Source organism: Streptomyces chattanoogensis (genome assembly GCF_001294335.1).
GTDB lineage: Bacteria > Actinomycetota > Actinomycetes > Streptomycetales > Streptomycetaceae > Streptomyces > Streptomyces chattanoogensis.
Genome location: NZ_LGKG01000162.1, coordinates 42,447 through 58,916, shown reverse-complemented (window position 1 = coordinate 58,916; position 16,470 = coordinate 42,447). Strand labels below are relative to the sequence as shown.

The 16,470-nt window shown below is 71.8% G+C and carries 19 protein-coding genes and 1 riboswitch; of the genes, 12 read left to right on the top strand and 7 right to left on the bottom strand.

Annotated elements, in window-relative coordinates; all coding sequences use genetic code 11:
* Positions 1–24 precede the first annotated feature (24 nt).
* Positions 25–339 carry a type II toxin-antitoxin system Phd/YefM family antitoxin gene (locus ADL29_RS29585; RefSeq protein WP_046924337.1) on the bottom strand — a complete coding sequence of 105 codons (315 nt, stop codon included), beginning with the start codon at positions 337–339 and terminating at the stop codon, positions 25–27.
* Between the two features lie 82 nt (positions 340–421).
* Here ADL29_RS29585 and ADL29_RS29580 point away from each other — a divergent pair, with 82 nt between their 5' ends.
* The 3 genes from ADL29_RS29580 to ADL29_RS29570 all read left to right on the top strand — a co-directional run bounded on the left by ADL29_RS29580 (position 422) and on the right by ADL29_RS29570 (position 2,343).
* The gene (locus ADL29_RS29580) at positions 422–1,057 is read left to right on the top strand and encodes an ATP-dependent Clp protease proteolytic subunit (protein ID WP_053926624.1); all 636 of its coding nucleotides are present in this window, start codon (positions 422–424) and stop codon (positions 1,055–1,057) included.
* A 6-nt stretch (positions 1,058–1,063) separates the two neighbouring features.
* A complete protein-coding gene (locus ADL29_RS29575; RefSeq protein ID WP_053926623.1) occupies positions 1,064–1,372 on the top strand; it encodes a hypothetical protein in 309 nt (102 codons plus the stop codon).
* A gap of 297 nt (positions 1,373–1,669) precedes the next feature.
* A riboswitch (cyclic di-AMP (ydaO/yuaA leader) is annotated at positions 1,670–1,866 on the top strand.
* A 3-nt stretch (positions 1,867–1,869) separates the two neighbouring features.
* Positions 1,870–2,343, top strand: coding sequence for a C40 family peptidase (locus ADL29_RS29570; protein WP_053926622.1), 474 nt, complete (start codon positions 1,870–1,872; stop codon positions 2,341–2,343).
* Between the two features lie 209 nt (positions 2,344–2,552).
* On the opposite strand, the gene ADL29_RS29565 is transcribed toward ADL29_RS29570, so the two are convergent.
* A complete protein-coding gene (locus ADL29_RS29565) occupies positions 2,553–3,005 on the bottom strand; it encodes an ATP-binding protein (RefSeq protein WP_046924351.1) in 453 nt (150 codons plus the stop codon).
* Positions 3,006–3,218: 213 nt separating this feature from the next.
* The gene (locus tag ADL29_RS29560; RefSeq protein WP_078971384.1) at positions 3,219–4,421 is read right to left on the bottom strand and encodes an 8-amino-7-oxononanoate synthase; all 1,203 of its coding nucleotides are present in this window, start codon (positions 4,419–4,421) and stop codon (positions 3,219–3,221) included.
* Positions 4,422–4,615: 194 nt separating this feature from the next.
* On the opposite strand from ADL29_RS29560, the gene bioB reads away from it, so the two are divergent.
* From bioB to bioD, 3 genes are read left to right on the top strand one after another with little or no spacing between them, the layout of a single operon-like run.
* The gene (bioB, locus tag ADL29_RS29555) at positions 4,616–5,755 is read left to right on the top strand and encodes a biotin synthase BioB (protein WP_053926621.1); all 1,140 of its coding nucleotides are present in this window, start codon (positions 4,616–4,618) and stop codon (positions 5,753–5,755) included.
* Positions 5,748–7,055 carry an adenosylmethionine--8-amino-7-oxononanoate transaminase gene (locus tag ADL29_RS29550; protein WP_053926620.1) on the top strand — a complete coding sequence of 436 codons (1,308 nt, stop codon included), beginning with the start codon at positions 5,748–5,750 and terminating at the stop codon, positions 7,053–7,055. The genes bioB and ADL29_RS29550 overlap by 8 nt, the downstream gene beginning before the upstream one ends.
* Before the next feature lie 50 nt (positions 7,056–7,105).
* The gene (bioD, locus tag ADL29_RS29545) at positions 7,106–7,807 is read left to right on the top strand and encodes a dethiobiotin synthase (protein ID WP_053926619.1); all 702 of its coding nucleotides are present in this window, start codon (positions 7,106–7,108) and stop codon (positions 7,805–7,807) included.
* A 103-nt stretch (positions 7,808–7,910) separates the two neighbouring features.
* On the opposite strand, the gene ADL29_RS29540 is transcribed toward bioD, so the two are convergent.
* The 3 genes from ADL29_RS29540 to ADL29_RS29530 form a co-directional block, all read right to left on the bottom strand.
* On the bottom strand, positions 7,911–8,282 hold the full coding sequence (locus tag ADL29_RS29540; protein WP_046924355.1) for a hypothetical protein: 372 nt from the start codon (positions 8,280–8,282) through the stop codon (positions 7,911–7,913).
* A 141-nt stretch (positions 8,283–8,423) separates the two neighbouring features.
* On the bottom strand, positions 8,424–9,269 hold the full coding sequence (locus ADL29_RS29535) for a PP2C family protein-serine/threonine phosphatase (RefSeq protein ID WP_053926618.1): 846 nt from the start codon (positions 9,267–9,269) through the stop codon (positions 8,424–8,426).
* A 173-nt stretch (positions 9,270–9,442) separates the two neighbouring features.
* Positions 9,443–9,712 carry a hypothetical protein gene (locus ADL29_RS29530; protein WP_053926617.1) on the bottom strand — a complete coding sequence of 90 codons (270 nt, stop codon included), beginning with the start codon at positions 9,710–9,712 and terminating at the stop codon, positions 9,443–9,445.
* Positions 9,713–9,883: 171 nt separating this feature from the next.
* Between ADL29_RS29530 and ADL29_RS29525 the strand changes: the two genes are divergently transcribed.
* The 5 genes from ADL29_RS29525 to ADL29_RS29505 all read left to right on the top strand — a co-directional run bounded on the left by ADL29_RS29525 (position 9,884) and on the right by ADL29_RS29505 (position 14,972).
* Positions 9,884–10,672: a TIGR03621 family F420-dependent LLM class oxidoreductase gene (locus ADL29_RS29525; protein ID WP_078971383.1), complete on the top strand. Its 789-nt coding sequence runs from the start codon at positions 9,884–9,886 to the stop codon at positions 10,670–10,672.
* Complete coding sequence (locus ADL29_RS29520; protein WP_046924359.1) at positions 10,665–11,087, top strand: GNAT family N-acetyltransferase; 423 nt, start codon at positions 10,665–10,667, stop codon at positions 11,085–11,087. The genes ADL29_RS29525 and ADL29_RS29520 overlap by 8 nt, the downstream gene beginning before the upstream one ends.
* Positions 11,088–11,214: 127 nt before the next feature.
* Positions 11,215–12,564, top strand: a complete 1,350-nt coding sequence (locus ADL29_RS29515; RefSeq protein WP_053926616.1) for a hemolysin family protein — start codon at positions 11,215–11,217, stop codon at positions 12,562–12,564.
* Positions 12,561–13,583: a hemolysin family protein gene (locus ADL29_RS29510; RefSeq protein WP_053926615.1), complete on the top strand. Its 1,023-nt coding sequence runs from the start codon at positions 12,561–12,563 to the stop codon at positions 13,581–13,583. The genes ADL29_RS29515 and ADL29_RS29510 overlap by 4 nt, the downstream gene beginning before the upstream one ends.
* 114 nt (positions 13,584–13,697) lie before the next feature.
* Positions 13,698–14,972, top strand: a complete 1,275-nt coding sequence (locus tag ADL29_RS29505) for an FAD-dependent oxidoreductase (protein WP_078971382.1) — start codon at positions 13,698–13,700, stop codon at positions 14,970–14,972.
* Here ADL29_RS29505 and ADL29_RS29500 read toward each other — a convergent pair.
* Positions 14,947–15,570, bottom strand: a complete 624-nt coding sequence (locus ADL29_RS29500) for a TetR/AcrR family transcriptional regulator (protein WP_053926614.1) — start codon at positions 15,568–15,570, stop codon at positions 14,947–14,949. The two genes, ADL29_RS29505 and ADL29_RS29500, sit on opposite strands and share 26 nt — an antisense overlap.
* Before the next feature lie 125 nt (positions 15,571–15,695).
* On the opposite strand from ADL29_RS29500, the gene ADL29_RS29495 reads away from it, so the two are divergent.
* Positions 15,696–16,466 carry an SGNH/GDSL hydrolase family protein gene (locus ADL29_RS29495; protein ID WP_053926613.1) on the top strand — a complete coding sequence of 257 codons (771 nt, stop codon included), beginning with the start codon at positions 15,696–15,698 and terminating at the stop codon, positions 16,464–16,466.
* Positions 16,467–16,470: the final 4 nt, after the last annotated feature.

The following is a 16,470-nucleotide window of genomic DNA, read 5'->3' as shown; positions in this document are numbered from 1 at the left end:
CTGACGGCTGTCAGCTCTGCACCGTCAGCTCTCCCGACCCGGTCGCCGGTCCCCGGCGGCCGGGTCGCGGTGTTCTGCCGCGATACCGAACCGCCGCCGTTCGCCCGGAGCGGACGACAGCTGCCGCACGGAGGAGACCGTGCTGATCACCTGCTCCTCCTGCGCACCCTCCTCGCGCCGCCCCAGCTCTTCGAGAAGCTGCAGGTCAGCGGCGGATACCAGCGCCACCAGAGGCTTTCCGTGGCGCGTGACGACCACCCGCTCGCTGCCGTAGACGACGCGGTTGATCAGATCCGCGAGCTCCGCACGGGCTTGCGTCACCGGAATTTCGTAGGCCATGCTCCCATTCTAACTGGATGTACATCCTGTACATTTTTTACAGAGAGTCCCCGAGGGGATTCCCTGAGGGGAAGGAGCAGTCATGCCGCGACCGACGGCCCGCTACGTCCTGCCGGAGTTCACCGAGCGCACCACCAATGGAACGCGCACCCTGGACCCGTACTCCAAGCTGCTGAGCGAGCGCATCATCTTCCTGGGCACCCCGGTCGACGACACCTCGGCCAACGACGTGATGGCGCAGCTCATCCACCTCGAACACGCCGCTCCGGAGCAGGACATCCAGCTCTACATCAACTCCCCCGGCGGCTCCTTCACGGCGATGACCGCGATCTACGACACGATGCGGTTCATCTCCTGCGACATCCAGACGGTGTGCCTGGGGCAGGCCGCCTCCTCGGCCGCGGTGCTGCTGGCCGCCGGGACGCCGGGGAAGCGGCTGGCCCTGCCCGGCGCCCGGATCCTGATCCACCAGCCGTCGTTCAGCGAGCCGGTCCAGGGCCAGGCCACCGATCTGCAGATCCAGGCGACGGAACTGCTGCGCACCCGCGACAAGCTGGAGGAGCTGCTCGCCCTGCACACCGGTCAGCCGCGTGAGGTGATCGCCGCGGACATCGAGCGGGACAAGATCTTCGACGCCCGCGGCGCCCAGGAGTACGGCCTGATCGACGAGCTCACCCGCGGCCGCAAGCAGTCGTCCGGCCGGCCCGGGGCGCGGTGAGCGGGAGTGCTGCCACCGGAGCTGCCGCCGCTGCCCGCCCTGACGCGGGCGGAGGGTGAGATGATCGACCGTTATCTGGAGGTCCTGGATCTGCTGGGCCGGATCAACCCGGCGCGCACCAGCGGCACTTACGGCGGTCTGCGCGCGGCCCAGGCGCTGGTCGGCAAGGCGGCCGCCCTCCGCGACGCGCTGGCACTGATGCACAGCCGCGGAGAGAACGAGCTGCATTCCGGGACCCTGGCCCAGGCGCTACGGGTCCTGGACGGCGAACGACGGGCCCGCCTCGTCACGGTGCCGCCGCCTCCCGGGCCCTGAATCCGACACGAGCGCCGCGGGTGGCACCCGTACGGCGTAGCAGGCACGCTCGCCGCAAGGAGGCGACAACTTGCAGAGCGCGCCCGCACGTCATGCGGCACTCGACGCGTCGCCCCTGGTCCCGGCCTCGCCCGGCACCGCGCCACCCCCACCGAATCGAGTATTACTCACCATTCGGTGCAAATGTGGCCAATATCACACCAATTCCCAGAAGAGCATTTTCTACCGGATTTCGGGCACTTTCGGCGTGAAGATCCCTCCACGACAAGACCCCGCCACCTCGGCGGGGCGGTCCGGACGGACGCCGAATCCTGCCGCCGTCCCGGATGTCAGGTCGACGCGGTTGGATCGGCAGGAGCGGAGGACCCGAGCATGACGGGGTCCCGGCCCTCGCGGCCGACGGACTCCTTGGGGTGAAGCCGTCCACACGGCCGGGCATCTTCGCCTGCCCGAACCCGACAGGTCTCCCTTCGCAGGCGGCTGACGAAGGGTTGCGCATGAGTATGCGCAGGCATCTGCCGCATCTGCTGGCACGCGCCGGCACCGTCTCCGCTCTCACCATGGTCACCGTTACGGGCACCACCGTGGCCCCCGGAGCGTCCCAGGACGCCGAGGCCGCCGCCATCTCCGCGAAGGCCCTGCAGATCGCGGCCTCCAAGCGGGGCTCCCCCTACGAGTGGGGCGCCCAGGGCCCGCACCGCTTCGACTGTTCGGGGCTGACGCGGTACTCGTTCAAGCACGCGGGCAAGGTGCTGCCCCGCACCGCCGCGGCCCAGTACAACGACACCAGTCATGTCTCCCGCGCGGCACGCAGAAGCGGCGACCTGGTCTTCTTCCACGCGGCCGGCGGCATCTACCACGTCGGCATCTACGCCGGCAGCGGCCGGATCTGGCACGCGCCCAAGACCGGCGCGGTGGTGCGTCTGGAGCGGATCTGGAGCTCCGCCGTCTGGTACGGGCGGGTGGGCTGATCTGCGGCCCGCACACAGGAACCGCCCGCCGCCACGGCTCAGGCGAGCATCGGGCCGGCCGGATGCCGCCCAGGGCCGTCAGCAGCGCTCCGGTGGCGGCCTCCAGGGCACGGGCCACCCGCGGACGGCGCGGTGCGCGCTGCCCGGCCGGGACGAACTGCGGCCCCTGCTGCACGGCGCGTTCGCCCGGAAGGCGACGGCCCGACGGCTCAGGGAACCCGCACCCCTGGAACCCCGGCCGCCCACGGCATCGCGATGCTGACGGTCTTCCCGCCGGACTCGGTGGGCACCACCGACAGCCGGCCGCCGGATTCCGCGGCGAGCGAGCGGATGATGACCATGCCCCGCCCGTTGTCCTGCTGGACCGCGGCGGGCAGCCGTTGCGGCCGGCGCGGATGGCTGTCGGTGACACCGATCCGCAGCAGTTCCCGGCGGTCGAGACGGAGCCCGACGGTGAAGGTCGGGGACTGCCCGAAGGTGTGCAGAACGGCGTTGGTGGCCAGCTCCGAGACGATCAGCCGGATGGCGTCGGCGGTCTCCGTGTCGGCGGGCAGGCCCCAGTCGGCCAGCACCTTCAGCACATGGCTGCGGGCGAGGGCCACCGAGGCAGGGTCGGTCGGCAGGGTGAGTGAGGATTCCTGATGGTCTGCGTGGTCTGCCATCGCGGCGTCGTCCCTTTCCCGCCGGGGCCGTACCGGAGGTGCGGTACGCCGCGGCCTGGTGCTGTGCGCGCCAGGGTGCCACCCCCGCCGCCGGTCTGGCGGCCGATCCACCGAGATGTACGGATATCTGTCGCTCAAAGCGGTGAAGTCTGCGACGGAAGAGCGTATTTGGGCGGCCAGGGGGCCGGGCGGACGCGGTGCGCGCCGGTCCTCTCAGCAGACCGGCGCGGTGGCGGTGATCACATGTACCGCCGTATCGACCTGATCGCTCGTCAGGTCGGCGCGGGCGGTGAGCCGCAGCCGGGAGATCCCGTCCGGTACGGACGGCGGCCGGAAGCAGCCGACCGCGAGCCCGGCCTCCCGGCAGTCGGCCGCCCAGCGGAGCGCCTGTTCCGGGGAGGGCGCCCGTACGGAGACCACCGCGGCGTCCGGCCGGACCGCCGTCAGACCGGCCGCGGTGAGCCGCTCGTGCAGCTCCCGCGCGACGTCCCCGGCCCGGGCGGCGCGCTCCGGCTCGCGGCGCAGCAGCCGCAGCGCGGCCAGCGCGCCGCCGGCCGCCGCCGGTGCCAGCCCGGTGTCGAAGATGAACGACCGGGCGGTGTTGACCAGATGCTCGATGACCCGTGCCGGGCCGAGCACCGCGCCGCCCTGGGCGCCGAGCGATTTGGAGAGCGTCACGGTGGTCACCACGTCGGCGTCACCGGCGAGTCCGGCGGCCGCCACCGCGCCCCGCCCGCCGTCGCCCAGGACGCCCAGACCGTGCGCGTCATCGACGAGCAGGGCGGCACCGTGCGCCCGGCAAGCCTCGGCGAGGGCGCGCAGCGGCGCCGCGTCGCCGTCGACCGAGAACACCGAGTCGGTGACGGCCAGAGCCCGGCCGTCATGACCCGTCAGCGCGGCGCGTACGGCCTGGGGGTCGGCGTGCGGAGTCACTTCCGTACGGGCCCGGGACAAGCGGCACCCGTCGATCAGGGAGGCGTGGTTGCCCGCGTCGGAGACGATGAGGGTTGTTGTGTCGGTGAGCGCGGTGACGGCGGCGAGATTGGCGGCATAGCCGGAGGACAGCACGAGGGCCGCCTCGGCGCCGCAGAACGCGGCGAGTTCGGCCTCCAGCCGGGCATGCAGTTCGGTGCTGCCGGTGACCAGCCGCGACCCGGTCGCCCCCGCGCCCCACTCCTGGGCGGCCCGGGCCGCGCCGCCGGTGACCTCGGGGTGCCGGGCCAGCCCCAGGTAGTCGTTGCTGGCAAGATCGAGCAGCGGGGAGTCGGCGGCGCGGGGCCGCAGCGCACGGACCAGCCCGGCGCGCCGGCGGGCGGCCCGCGCCTCGTCGATCCAGTCGAACGCCGCGCCGTGGGCCCGCCGGGAGGGTTCGGCGGCGGCAGCACGAGCCGGCGCGGGGGCGGAGTCCTGAAGCATCGGCGTCCTTGTCTTCCCGGCCTCGTCTGGTGGCCTCGATGGCGGGCCCGCTCGCGGGGCTCGATTGTGGGCTGTCGATAGACGTTAGCGGTCGTTCCGCACGGCCACGGTGTGGCGATACACACACCCCGATCGCGACGTGTTGTGGGAATCCTCCTTTGCCGGGGGCGGTGCCGTACGTCAGGATCAACGCCATGGACCTGCTGAACACATTGGTGGACAAGGGACTGCGGCGCGAGTTGCCGACCCGCGAGGAGGCACTCGCCGTGCTGGCGACCTCCGATGACGAACTGCTCGATGTCGTGGCCGCGGCCGGAAAGGTGCGCCGCCAGTGGTTCGGGCGGCGGGTCAAGCTCAACTATCTGGTCAACCTCAAGTCCGGCCTGTGTCCCGAGGACTGCTCGTACTGCTCCCAGCGGCTGGGGTCGAAGGCCGAGATCCTCAAGTACACCTGGCTCAAGCCCGATGACGCCTCGAAGGCTGCCGCCGCCGGAGTGGCGGGCGGCGCCAAGCGGGTGTGCCTGGTGGCCAGCGGCCGGGGCCCGACGGACAAGGACGTGGACCGGGTCTCGGAGACCATCTCCGCCATCAAGGAGCAGAACGAGGGCGTGGAGGTGTGCGCCTGTCTCGGGCTGCTCTCCGACGGCCAGGCGGACCGGCTGCGCGCGGCGGGCGCCGATGCGTACAACCACAACCTCAACACCTCGGAAGCCACTTACGGCGACATCTGCACCACACACGACTTCTCCGACCGGGTCTCCACCGTGCAGCAGGCCCAGGCGGCGGGCATGTCCGCCTGCTCCGGCCTGATCGCGGGCATGGGCGAGAGCGACGCCGATCTCGTGGACGTGGTCTTCGCACTGCGCGAACTGGACCCCGACTCCGTTCCGGTGAACTTCCTGATCCCCTTCGAGGGCACCCCCCTCGCCAAGGAATGGAACCTCACCCCGCAGCGCGCGCTGCGCATCCTGGCGATGGTCCGGTTCGTCTGCCCGGACGTGGAGGTACGGCTGGCCGGTGGCCGCGAGGTGCATCTGCGCAGCCTGCAGCCGCTCGCCCTGCACCTGGTCAACTCCATCTTCCTCGGCGACTATCTGACCAGCGAGGGCCAGGCCGGCAAGGAGGACCTGGCGATGATCGCGGACGCCGGGTTCGAGGTCGAGGGCACGGACACCACGACGCTGCCGGAGCACCGTACGGACGCCTCGGTGCAGCCCGCCCCGGAGCCGGCCGCCGACGCCGCGGTGCCCGCGCCTCCTTCCGAGGAGACCCGCCGGGACCTGGTCTCGGTGCGCCGCCGCGGCGCCGGCACCGAGCTGCCGCCCAATGCCTGAGCCGTCCCTGACGCCCGGCGAGCTCCTCGCGCTCGACCGGCAGCACGTCTGGCATCCGTACGGGCCGATGCCCGGCCGCGCCGAGCCGCTGCTGGTGGAGTCGGCGTCCGGCGTCCGGCTGCGGCTGGGCCGGCCCGCCGAGGGCCGGACCGAGCTGGTGGACGGCATGTCGTCGTGGTGGTCGGCGGTGCACGGCTACAACCACCCGGTGCTCAACGAGGCGGCGCGCGGGCAGCTGGAGCGGATGAGTCATGTGATGTTCGGCGGGCTCACCCATGAGCCCGCCGTCCGCCTGGCGAAGCGTCTGGTCGACATCACCCCGGAGCCGCTCGAGCATGTCTTCCTCGCCGACTCCGGTTCGGTGTCGGTCGAGGTCGCCGTCAAGATGTGCCTGCAGTACTGGCGCTCGCTCGGCAGGCCGCGCAAACAGCGGCTGCTGACCTGGCGGGGCGGCTACCACGGCGACACCTGGCAGCCGATGTCCGTCTGCGATCCGGACGGCGGGATGCACGAGCTGTGGCAGGGGGTGCTGCCGCGGCAGATCTTCGCTCAGGCACCCCCGGCCGGCTTCGACGCCGCGCCCGACGAGGCCTACGCGGCGCATCTGCGCGAACTGATTGCCCGTCACGCCGAGGAACTGGCCGCGGTGATCGTGGAGCCGGTCGTCCAGGGCGCGGGCGGGATGTCCTTCCACTCCCCCGCCTACCTCCGGGTCCTGCGCGAGGCCTGCGACGCGCACGACGTGCTGCTCGTCTTCGACGAGATCGCCACCGGCTTCGGCCGTACGGGCAGCCTGTTCGCCGCCGGACACGCCGGCGTCTCACCGGACGTCATGTGTGTGGGCAAGGCCCTGACCGGCGGTTATCTGACCCTCGCGGCGACCTTGTGCACGTCCGGCGTCGCCGACGGCATCTCCCGGGGGGAGCTGCCCGTCCTGGCCCACGGCCCCACCTTCATGGGCAATCCCCTCGCCGCCGCCGTGGCCGACGCCTCCATCGGCCTCCTCCTCTCCCAGGACTGGGCGCAGGAGGTCAAACGGATCGAGGCCGGGCTGCGGGACGGGCTGGCGGCGGCCTCGGACATCGCCGGCGTACGGGACGTCCGGGTCCTCGGCGCGATCGGTGTCGTCCAGCTCGATCATGCCGTGGACATGACGGCCGCGACCCGGGCGGCGGTCCGCGCGGGTGTCTGGGTGCGGCCGTTCCGGGATCTGATCTACACCATGCCGCCGTACATCACCGGTGACGACGATGTGGCGCGGATCTGCGCCGCGGTGTGCGCCGCGGCGCGCGAAGGCTGAAGCGGTCGAGGAAGGCCAATCGGTTGGGAACGCTGAAAGGACTGTCCGATATGTCGGTGCTGTTTGTGACGGGCACAGGCACGGAGATCGGCAAGACCGTGACCACGGCCGCGCTCGCCGCGGCAGCGCTCGCCGAGGGCCGCTCGGTGGCCGTCCTCAAACCGGCCCAGACGGGGGTCGCGGCCGATGAGCCGGGCGACGCGGCGGAGGTCGAGCGGCTGGCCGGCCCGGTCACCACGGCCGAACTCGCCCGCTTCCCGGACCCGTTGGCGCCCGCCACGGCCGCGTCCCGGGCCGGTCTGCCCCCGGTGGGCCCGGCCGAGATCGCCGAGGCCGCCGCCAAACTGAGCGCCTCGCACGATCTGGTGCTCGTCGAGGGTGCCGGCGGCCTCCTCGTTCGCTTCGACGACGACGGCAACACCCTCGCCGACGCGGCCCGGCTGGCCAAGGCCCCCGTCCTGGTGGTCGCCCAGGCAGGCCTCGGCACCCTCAACACCACCGCCCTGACCGCGCTCGCCCTGCGCGCGTACGGCCTCTACTGCCCCGGCGTCGTCATCGGCAGCTGGCCCGCCGCCCCCGACCTCGCCTCCCGCTGCAACCTCGCCGACCTCCCCGAGGCGGCCGGCGCACCGCTGCTGGGCGTGATCCCGGAGGGCTCCGGCACCCTGCCGCCGAGCGCCTTCCGGGCCGCGGCACGCGCATGGCTGGCACCGGAGCTCGGGGGCTCGGAGCCGCTGCAGCCGCCGTCCTGACGGCTCTTCACGCCCTCGTGCGTTCCGTCATGCCCGGGCGCCCCTCCGTGCTCGGGGGGGCCGGAGCGGGGCCGGGCGGACCTTCGCGGGGCGGGCCGGGCGGTTACACCGTCCAGGTGCGCAGGACGTCCGCGATGGTGCGGACGTCCGCCGTGCCGTCCTTGACGAGGCGGGCGAGATCGCGGACCCGCTCGGGGGAGGTGGCGATCTTCAGACCGCTGGCGACGAGGTAGCCGTAGGCGACGGCGGTCGCGAACATGGCGTTCGAGCGCTCCAACGCCGGTACCTGGAGAAGGAGTTGAAGCAGGGCCGCGGCGCGGTCCTGGGGGTCGGGGTAGACGGGTACGCCGAATATCTCCGCCTCGTGCCGGCTGACCGCGGCCACCAGGGATCCCCAGTCGGTGACCTGGGGGTCCCCGGGAGTGTGCTGTTCGGCGATCAGGAGGAGCCAGGCGAGGTCGATGTGCAGGGTGATGTCGGCTCCCGGTGATGATTCGGGGGACTTGTGGTGGTCCCCGTGGCTTTGGTTGCCCCCGTGGCTTTGGTTGTCCCTGTCGGGCAGGCGTCCAGGTGTCTCAGGCGGCCCTCCGGGGACCGCTCGCTTTCCGGTGACCGCTCAAGCGGAACCCGTGGGGATGATGGGGATGAGCAGTGCGGTGATGTTGTCGTGCCCGCCGGCGTCGAGGGCGTAACCGACCAGTTTCCGCACATCCTCGAGCTGGCTGCCGTGGCCCCTCGGTGCGTTCCGAGGGTGGGTCGGTGCGGCCTGACGGCGGGTCAGTACGGCGCGCAGTTCCTCGGCGTCGGGCAGGTAGCGCCAGAGGCCGTCGGTGCACAGCAGCAGCCGGCCAGGTACCGGTGGGCGGTAACTGCGGATGTGCGGGGCGGGTTGGTCGGCGTCGGCGCCGAGCCATGCGGTGAGAGCCTCGAGCGCGCCCGAGTCGTCCTCGGTCAGCGCCATCCCGGGCCCTTCGTCCGGCAGCCAGTACGCGCGGCTGTCGCCGATCGAGGCGCTCCAGATGCCCTCGGGCCCGGCGATTCCGGCGACATACGTGCAGGCGGGGGCGGCGTCCACCGACGCGGCCAGGGCGGCGACCGCGCGACCCGCCCGGACGGCCGCTTCCTCGAGTGCGGATTCCGGCACCGCGCCGGCGCTCAGCCGTGCCGCCAGCGTGGCCATACCGACCTCGGCGGCGATCTGAGCGGCGCGGTCCGATCGGGGCGACATGGACACACCGTCGCAGACGATGCCGATCGTCCACCGTCCGGCCGTGGCCAGCGCCATGGCGTCCGCGTTGATGCCGCGCCGTTTGCCGCGGTCGCTGATCGCCGCCGCGCCGTCGTCGGTCGCGCTCTCCTCATGGGCGCGGAAGGCCGGCTGGGCCGCTCCGCATTCCCAGCAGTGACCGTCGGGGGCGACCGTTCCCCCGCACTCGATGCAGTCCCTGATCAGTTCAGTCATCGGTGAGGAATCATCGCAGCACCGGCCACGCAGCGCTGACAGTTTTGGCAGTCATGACGGCCGTGGCAGTCATAGCAGTCGTGCCAGGCGTGCCAGTCCTGCCAGGCGTGGCAGGCGTGGCAGTGATGCCGGTCCTGCCGGTCATGCGGCGGGCGTGCTCGTCGAGATGTTCCTCAGGTGCCCGGCTGTCCGTCCCGGGTGGTGGACGCCGCGCGACCGCCGGCCCCGCCGCCCTCCAGACCGAACTCCTCGGCGAAGACCCGTTCGTACTGCTTCATGAAGTCGGCGGCGGCCTCCACGAAGGTCTGGCCGACCTCGCCGGCGTCCTTGAGGACGAGTTCCTCGATATAGCGGTTCATGCTCACTCCCCGCTGCAGGGCGCGCTCCCGCGCCGCGTCGGCGGTGGCCTCGTCCACCCGGACGTTCAGCTGTGTCTTCGCCACGGATTCACGCTAGCGCGGTGGCGCTAGCACCGGCAAGCGTCGGCGCGTGAAGGGCGGTGCAGGGCAGGAATGACGGCGGTGGTCGCGGCGTTCGGGCGATCATGGTCGTGCATCGGGTCGTGACCGATGGGGGTACGGCCGCGTCGTCCGCACGCTTTGCGAGGGGGTTTCATGCCACGCCCGTTCCGCTTCGGCATCAATATGGTCACTCTCGACGAGGGGAGGTCCTGGCGTCAGAAATGCCGCCGGGCCGAGGAGTTGGGCTATGACGTCCTGCTGGTCCCGGACCATCTGGGCATGCCGGCGCCGTTTCCGGCACTGATCGCCGCGGCGGAGGCGACCGAACGGCCGCGGGTGGGGACGTTCGTCCTCAACGCGGGCTTCTGGAATCCGGCGCTGCTGGCCCGCGAGGTGGCCTCCGTCGATGCGCTCACCGGCGGGCGGCTGGAGCTCGGCCTCGGTACGGGATATGTGCGCGCCGAACACGAGTCGGCCGGGCTGCCCTGGGGTTCGCCGGGGCAGCGGGTGGACCATCTGACCCGTACCGTCGAGGAGTTGGACCGTCTGCTGGCCGACTCCGGGCACGTACCGCAGCCCGCGCAGCGGCCCCGTCCGCCGCTGCTGATCGGTGGCAACGGTCCCCGGATGCTGCGGCTGGCGGCGCGGCATGCCGAGATCGCGGCGTTCACCGGCGGACGTCAGGCACCCGGCAAGCCGGAGGGTGTGCTGGAGCTGCTGCCGCCCGATGAGCTGGCGGTCTCGGTGGCCCGGTACCGGGAGTTCGCCGCCGGGCGTCCGGAGCCGGCCGAGCTGAACATCCTCGTCCAGCAGGTGCTGCCCACCGAGGGTGGCCGAGGGGGTGGAAGGGGGGCCGGCGGGGCCGATCGCGATCTGCGTCACGGTGTGCGGAAACGAGTCGACGGCTGCGGCGGGCCGGTGGTGGGATCGCGGTATGAGTGATCTTCATGTCCGGGCCGCCGCGCCGGCCGATCTCGATGCCGTACTGGCCTTCTGGAAGACTGCCGCCGAGGGCACCAGCATCAGCGATGACACGGACGGGGTGGCGCGGCTGCTGGCCCGGGATCCGGAGTCGCTGCTGCTGGCCGAGCGGGACGGTGAGCTGGTGGGCACGGTGATCGCGGGTTTCGACGGCTGGCGAGCGTCCTTGTATCGCCTCGCCGTGCACCCGTCCCACCGCAGACAGGGCATCTCGAAGGCCCTCCTCGAAGCGGCCGAAGAGCGTTTCGTGAAGCTCGGCGGGCGACGCGGCGACGCCATGGTGCTGGAAGAGAACGAGCTTGCTCACCACGCCTGGGCGGCGGCGGGGTACCGGCGTGAGGAGCAGTGGCGGCGATGGACAAAGCCGCTGGTCTGAGCATGGTCAGCACTCCCCGGGGCGTCGAGCGTTTCCCCGCCCTCGTACGGGAAAGGGCGGGCTTCCGCTCTCCAGGGCGCGAACCGCCCGATCCTGTTCGATCATGGAACGGAGCGGAGGTGACCCGATGACCGACCTGCTCCTGCTGGGCGTGGCGCTCCTCCTGACCCTGGCCTGTGGTGTCTTCGTCGCGGCGGAGTTCTCGCTGACGACCGTCGAGCGCAGCGATCTCGAACGCGCCGCCGAGCGCGGTGAGCGCGGCGCGGACAGTGCCCTCAAGGCGGTCCGCGGTCTCACCTTCCAGCTCTCCGGTGCGCAGCTCGGCATCACGGTGACGGGCCTGGTCATCGGCATGCTGTCCAAGCCGGCCATTGCCACCTTGCTGTACGGCCCGCTGGCCGCGCTGGGCCTGCCGCGTTCCGCCGCCGAATCGGTGGCGCTGGTCCTCGGGACAGTGATCTCGACCGTCGCCCTGATGGTGATCGGCGAGCTGGTCCCGAAGAACTGGGCCATTTCCAGTCCGCTGGCCATCGCCAAGAACGTCGCCACCGCGCAGCGCGGTTTCAGTGCCACGTTCAAGCCGTTCATCCGGCATCTCAACAGCACGGCGAATCACATGGTCCGCCGGATGGGCCTGGAGCCGGCCGAGGAGCTGGCCTCTGCGCGGGGGCCGCAGGAGCTGGTGGCGCTCGCCCGGCACTCCGCGAAGGAGGGCGCGCTGGAGGCGGACACCGCCGAGCTGTTCGTCCGCACCCTCAATCTCGCGGATCTGACCGCGGAGAATGTGATGACACCGCGGGTGCAGGTGATGGCCCTGGAGGTGCAGTCGACGGCCGAGGATGTCGCCAATGCGACCCGAGCGACCGGTCTGTCGCGTTTCCCTGTCTACCGCGGCAGCCTCGACGCGGTCGTCGGGGTCGCGCACATCAAGGACGTGCTGACGATCCCGGCGGAGCGCCGTCCCCGTCATCCCGTCTCCGAGCTGCTGCGGGAACCGCTGCTGGTGCCGGAGACCCTGCCCGTGGACCGGCTGCTGGACCGGCTGTCCGGCAGGCGGACGATGGCCGTGGTCATCGACGAGTACGGCGGTACGGCCGGGGTCGCGACGCTGGAGGACATCGTCGAGGAGGTGGTGGGCGAGGTCCGCGACGAGCATGATCCGCTGGAGACGCCGGATCTGGCGCCGGCGGGGACGAACGCGGACGGCCGTGCCGTCTATCAGGCCGACGGCTCGGCCCGTACGGACCGGCTGCGCCGGATCGGCCTGCGGCTGCCGGACGGCCCGTACGAGACGCTGGCCGGGCTGATCGCCGCCGAGCTGGGCCGGATCCCGGTGCGCGGCGACAGCCTCGATGTGGCCGGCTGGACGATGGACGTCCTCGACGCGGCGGGGCACCGCGCCGCGCGGGTGCTGCTGCACGCCCCCCTGGACGGCGAGGCCGGCGAGGCCGGTGACGAGGCGGAGGCGGGCCGATGATTGCCCTCCAGCTGTTCGTGGGTCTGCTGACGCTGGTCGTCAACGCCTTCTTCGTGGGTGCCGAGTTCGCGCTGATCTCGGTGCGCCGCAGTCAGATCGAGCCGTATGCGGAGCGTGGTGACCGGCGGGCGAACAGTGTGATGTGGGGGCTGCAGCATGTGTCGGCGCTGCTGGCCGCCGCGCAGCTGGGCATCACGCTGTGCACGCTGGTGCTGGGTGCGGTCGCCGAGCCGGCCATCGCCCATATTCTCGAGCCGGTGTTCCATGCCGTGGGCATCTCGGAGACCCTGGTCCATCCGATCTCGTTCGTGATCGCGCTGTCGCTGGCCACGTATCTGCACATGCTCTTCGGCGAGATGGTGCCGAAGAACGTGGCGCTGGCGGAGCCGGTGCGCAGTGCTCTGGTGCTGGGCCCGCCGCTGGTCGCGCTGACGCGTGCGCTGCGTCCGGTGATCTTTGCGGTCAATGCGCTCGCCAACGGTCTGCTGAAGCTGCTGCGGGTGGAGACCAGGGACGAGGTGGCCGCGACGTTCTCGGACGATCAGCTCGCCAAGATGGTCGAGGATTCGCGGGCCGCCGGGCTCCTGGACGAGCGGGCCAAGGAGCGGCTGCGGGACGCTCTGGAGCTGGGGCGCCGCCCGGTCCGGGATGTGGTGCTGCCGGCGGAGCGGGTCGTCGTGGCGCGCATGGGGGTGACCCCGGAGGACCTGGAGCGGCTGACCGCCCGGTCGGGCTTCTCGCGCTTCCCCGTGGTCGACGACAACAGCCGCATTCTGGGCTATCTGCATGTCAAGGACGCACTGGACGCCCATCCGCGCGATCTGCCGTTCGCGGTCGGCGCGCTGCGTCCGATCGCCCGGGTCAAGGCCACGACACTGATGGACGACGTGCTGACGGCGATGCGTGCGTCCCGTACCCACCTGGCCGCGGTGATCGGCGACGACGGGACGCTGACCGGACTGGTGACGATGGAGGACGTGCTGCGGGAGCTGGTGCTGCAGCGGCCGCCCGCGGTGTGAGAACCCCGGACCCCGGCCCCCCCGGGCCTTCCCCGGACCCCGGAAAACCCTTCGCCTGACCGATCGGTTAGATTGCTGACCGATCGGTTAGTGACGTGTCGAGGGGGCAAGAGCATGGACCGCACAACGTGTTGCATCGTGGGCGGCGGGCCGGCGGGGATGATGCTGGGGCTGCTGCTCGCCAGGGCCGGCGTGCAGGTGACCGTCCTGGAGAAGCACGGCGACTTCCTGCGCGATTTCCGCGGGGACACCGTTCATCCGTCGACGCTGCGCCTGCTGGACGAACTGGGCCTGGGCGAGGCGTTCGCGCGGCTGGAGTTCCCCAAGCTGGAGGAGATGCGGGCGCAGATCGGCAGCACCACGGTCGTGATGACCGATATGCGGCGGATCCCGGGCCGCCACAAGTACTTCGCGATGGTCCCGCAGTGGGACTTCCTCAACCTGATCGCGAGCGCCGCCGCGGAGCGGCCGTCCTTCACCCTGCGGATGCGCACCGAGGTCACCGGGCTGCGTACCGAAGGCGGGCGGGTGACGGGGGTGCGGTACGTCGACGAGCACGGCACGCCGGGTGAGCTCGCCGCGGATCTGACCGTGGCCTGCGACGGCCGGGACTCGATGGTCCGCGGCGCGGCCGGACTGCGGCAGAAGCTGATCGAGGTGCCGATGGATGTGTGGCAGATACGGGTGGACGCTCCCCCAAGCTCTCAACTGCGTTCGAGCAGGGGGGACCCCCTTGCCGGCGCCCTCAACGGCCGGGTCTTCGCGCGGTTCGGCGGTGGCCAGGCGGCGGTCACCATGGACCGGGGCTCGTACTACCAGACGGCGTATCTGATCGGGAAGGGCCGGGACGCGGAGCTGCGCGCCCATGGCATCCAGCGGCTCCGGGACCGGCTGGGGGCGCTGTTCGGCTGGGACGGCGAGGTGACCGGCCGGATCGGCTGGGACGAGGTGAAGCTGCTGGAGGTGACGTTCGGGCGGCTGCGGCGCTGGTACCGGGACGGGCTGCTGTGCATCGGGGATGCGGCGCACACCATGTCGCCGGTCGGCGGGGTGGGCGTCAATCTGGCGCTGCAGGACGCGGTGGCGGCCGCCCGGATCCTGGCGGGGCCGCTGCGCCGCGGCACCGTGGGCGTCGCCGATCTGGCCCGGGTGCAGAGGCGGCGGCAGCTGCCGATGGTTCTGGTGCAGAAGGCGCAGGAGGCCGAGCACGGCATGATCCGGGCCGCTCTGGACGGCACGCTCGACGAGAAGCGGCTGCCGGTGCCGATGCGGCTGATGCGGCGGGTTCCGGCGCTGCGGACCGTGGCGGGCACGCTGGGCGGGTTCGGCGTGTGGCCCGAGCGCGCCCCCGCGTTCGCCCGGGTCAGTCCCGGAGTTCGATCGCGTTGAGAGTGAAGGTCACCAGCTCGGCGGCCGCGGCGTCCAGGTCGAGATCGGGGTGGACGAGCCAGTGCGCGATCACTCCGTCGATCGCGCCGCCGATCGCCAGGGCCACCGTCTGCGGATGGAACTCCCGTAGCGCTCCCGCCTTCTGACCCTCCATCAGCAGGTCGGTGAGAGCCTGCAGGCGGCCGTGGGTGTCGTGCGATCCGGGTGTCTTCAGCCGGGTGCCGCCGTGATCGTCGAGGAGCATCTCGGTGATCACGCGGACCTGGCGGCGGTGGGCCTGCTGATAGCCGATCATCGCCCGTACGTAGGCGACGACGGCGTCCCGTGGGTTCGTCTCGCGCGCCACCCGCTCGCCGACGTGGGCGCTGAACTCCTCCAGCACCTGCGTCAGGGCCGCCGCGGTGAGGTTGTCCTTCGAGGAGAAGTGGTAGAGCACGGCGGCCTTGGACAGACCGGCCCGTTCGGCGATGGCCGACAGGGAGGTGGCCGGATATCCGCGGGTGGAGATCAGGTCGATGGTGCAGTCGATGAGCTGCTGTCTGCGGGCACGCTCGGTGAACGTCGGCGCGTCGGGGGCAGCCCGGCGGCGGGGAGTCATCGTGCCACCACCCTTACGTTTCCTCGCGCCTCAGGTTTTCTGGCGCCTTGCGTGTTCTCGCGTATCGGACGGCATTCCGACCGGACGGCATCCGACCGTACACCGCGGGATAGGATCACCGCGCCATGGAGATGAATGCCCATTACACCAGTTTCGTCGCGGTCGGCGACAGCTTCACCGAGGGGATGTCGGACGGGCTGCCCGACGGCTCCTACCGCGGCTGGGCCGATCTGCTCGCCGCCCGGCTGACGGCCCTCGCGCCCGGCTTCCGCTACGCCAATCTCGCCGTGCGCGGCAAGCTCATCGGCCAGATCGCCGGGGAACAGTGCGGTCCCGCGGCCGCGATGCGGGCCGATCTGGTGACGCTGGTCGGCGGGCTCAATGACGTACTGCGGCCCAAGTGCGATGTGGAGCGGGTGTGCGCGCAGCTGGCGGACGCCGCCGGGCAGCTGGCCCAGGGCGGCGGGCGGCTGGTGCTGATGCGCAGTCCGGGGCGTGAGGGGCCGGTGCTGGAGCCGTTCCGGCCGCGGATGGAGCGGCTGTTCGCGGAGATCGACACTCTGGCGGCCCGGCACGGTGCGGTGGTCGTGGACCTGTATGCGTCGCGGGCGCTGGCCGACCCCCGGCTGTGGGCGGACGACCGGCTGCATCTGAACGCCGAGGGGCACCGGCGGGTGGCGGAGGCCGTCTGGCAGGCGCTCGGGCTGCCCGCCGAGTCGGACTGGGACGCCCCGCTGCCGGCCGCGGCGGCACCGGGCTGGGGCGCCCGGCGGGTCGCCGATCTGCGGTTCGCGCGCGAACATCTCGTCCCGTGGATAGGCCGCCGGCTCACCGGCCGGTCCTCGGGGGACGGCCGTCCGGCCAAGCGGCCCGAGCTGCTGCCGTACGAGGGGTGACGGC

Bases quoted from the DNA above. Each gene is read 5' to 3' on its own strand.
- bioB (WP_053926621.1), top strand. From the start codon at position 4,616: ATGGACCTGCTGAACACATTGGTGGACAAGGGACTGCGGCGCGAGTTG.
- ADL29_RS29505 (WP_078971382.1), top strand. From the start codon at position 13,698: ATGGACCGCACAACGTGTTGCATCGTGGGCGGCGGGCCGGCGGGGATG.
- ADL29_RS29520 (WP_046924359.1), top strand. From the start codon at position 10,665: ATGAGTGATCTTCATGTCCGGGCCGCCGCGCCGGCCGATCTCGATGCC.
- ADL29_RS29560 (WP_078971384.1), bottom strand. From the start codon at position 4,421: ATGCTTCAGGACTCCGCCCCCGCGCCGGCTCGTGCTGCCGCCGCCGAA.
- ADL29_RS29500 (WP_053926614.1), bottom strand. From the start codon at position 15,570: ATGACTCCCCGCCGCCGGGCTGCCCCCGACGCGCCGACGTTCACCGAG.
- ADL29_RS29495 (WP_053926613.1), top strand. From the start codon at position 15,696: ATGGAGATGAATGCCCATTACACCAGTTTCGTCGCGGTCGGCGACAGC.
- ADL29_RS29570 (WP_053926622.1), top strand. From the start codon at position 1,870: ATGAGTATGCGCAGGCATCTGCCGCATCTGCTGGCACGCGCCGGCACC.
- ADL29_RS29550 (WP_053926620.1), top strand. From the start codon at position 5,748: ATGCCTGAGCCGTCCCTGACGCCCGGCGAGCTCCTCGCGCTCGACCGG.
- ADL29_RS29565 (WP_046924351.1), bottom strand. From the start codon at position 3,005: ATGGCAGACCACGCAGACCATCAGGAATCCTCACTCACCCTGCCGACC.
- ADL29_RS29525 (WP_078971383.1), top strand. From the start codon at position 9,884: ATGCCACGCCCGTTCCGCTTCGGCATCAATATGGTCACTCTCGACGAG.
- ADL29_RS29585 (WP_046924337.1), bottom strand. From the start codon at position 339: ATGGCCTACGAAATTCCGGTGACGCAAGCCCGTGCGGAGCTCGCGGAT.
- bioD (WP_053926619.1), top strand. From the start codon at position 7,106: ATGTCGGTGCTGTTTGTGACGGGCACAGGCACGGAGATCGGCAAGACC.
- ADL29_RS29580 (WP_053926624.1), top strand. From the start codon at position 422: ATGCCGCGACCGACGGCCCGCTACGTCCTGCCGGAGTTCACCGAGCGC.
- ADL29_RS29510 (WP_053926615.1), top strand. From the start codon at position 12,561: ATGATTGCCCTCCAGCTGTTCGTGGGTCTGCTGACGCTGGTCGTCAAC.
- ADL29_RS29535 (WP_053926618.1), bottom strand. From the start codon at position 9,269: ATGACTGAACTGATCAGGGACTGCATCGAGTGCGGGGGAACGGTCGCC.
- ADL29_RS29515 (WP_053926616.1), top strand. From the start codon at position 11,215: ATGACCGACCTGCTCCTGCTGGGCGTGGCGCTCCTCCTGACCCTGGCC.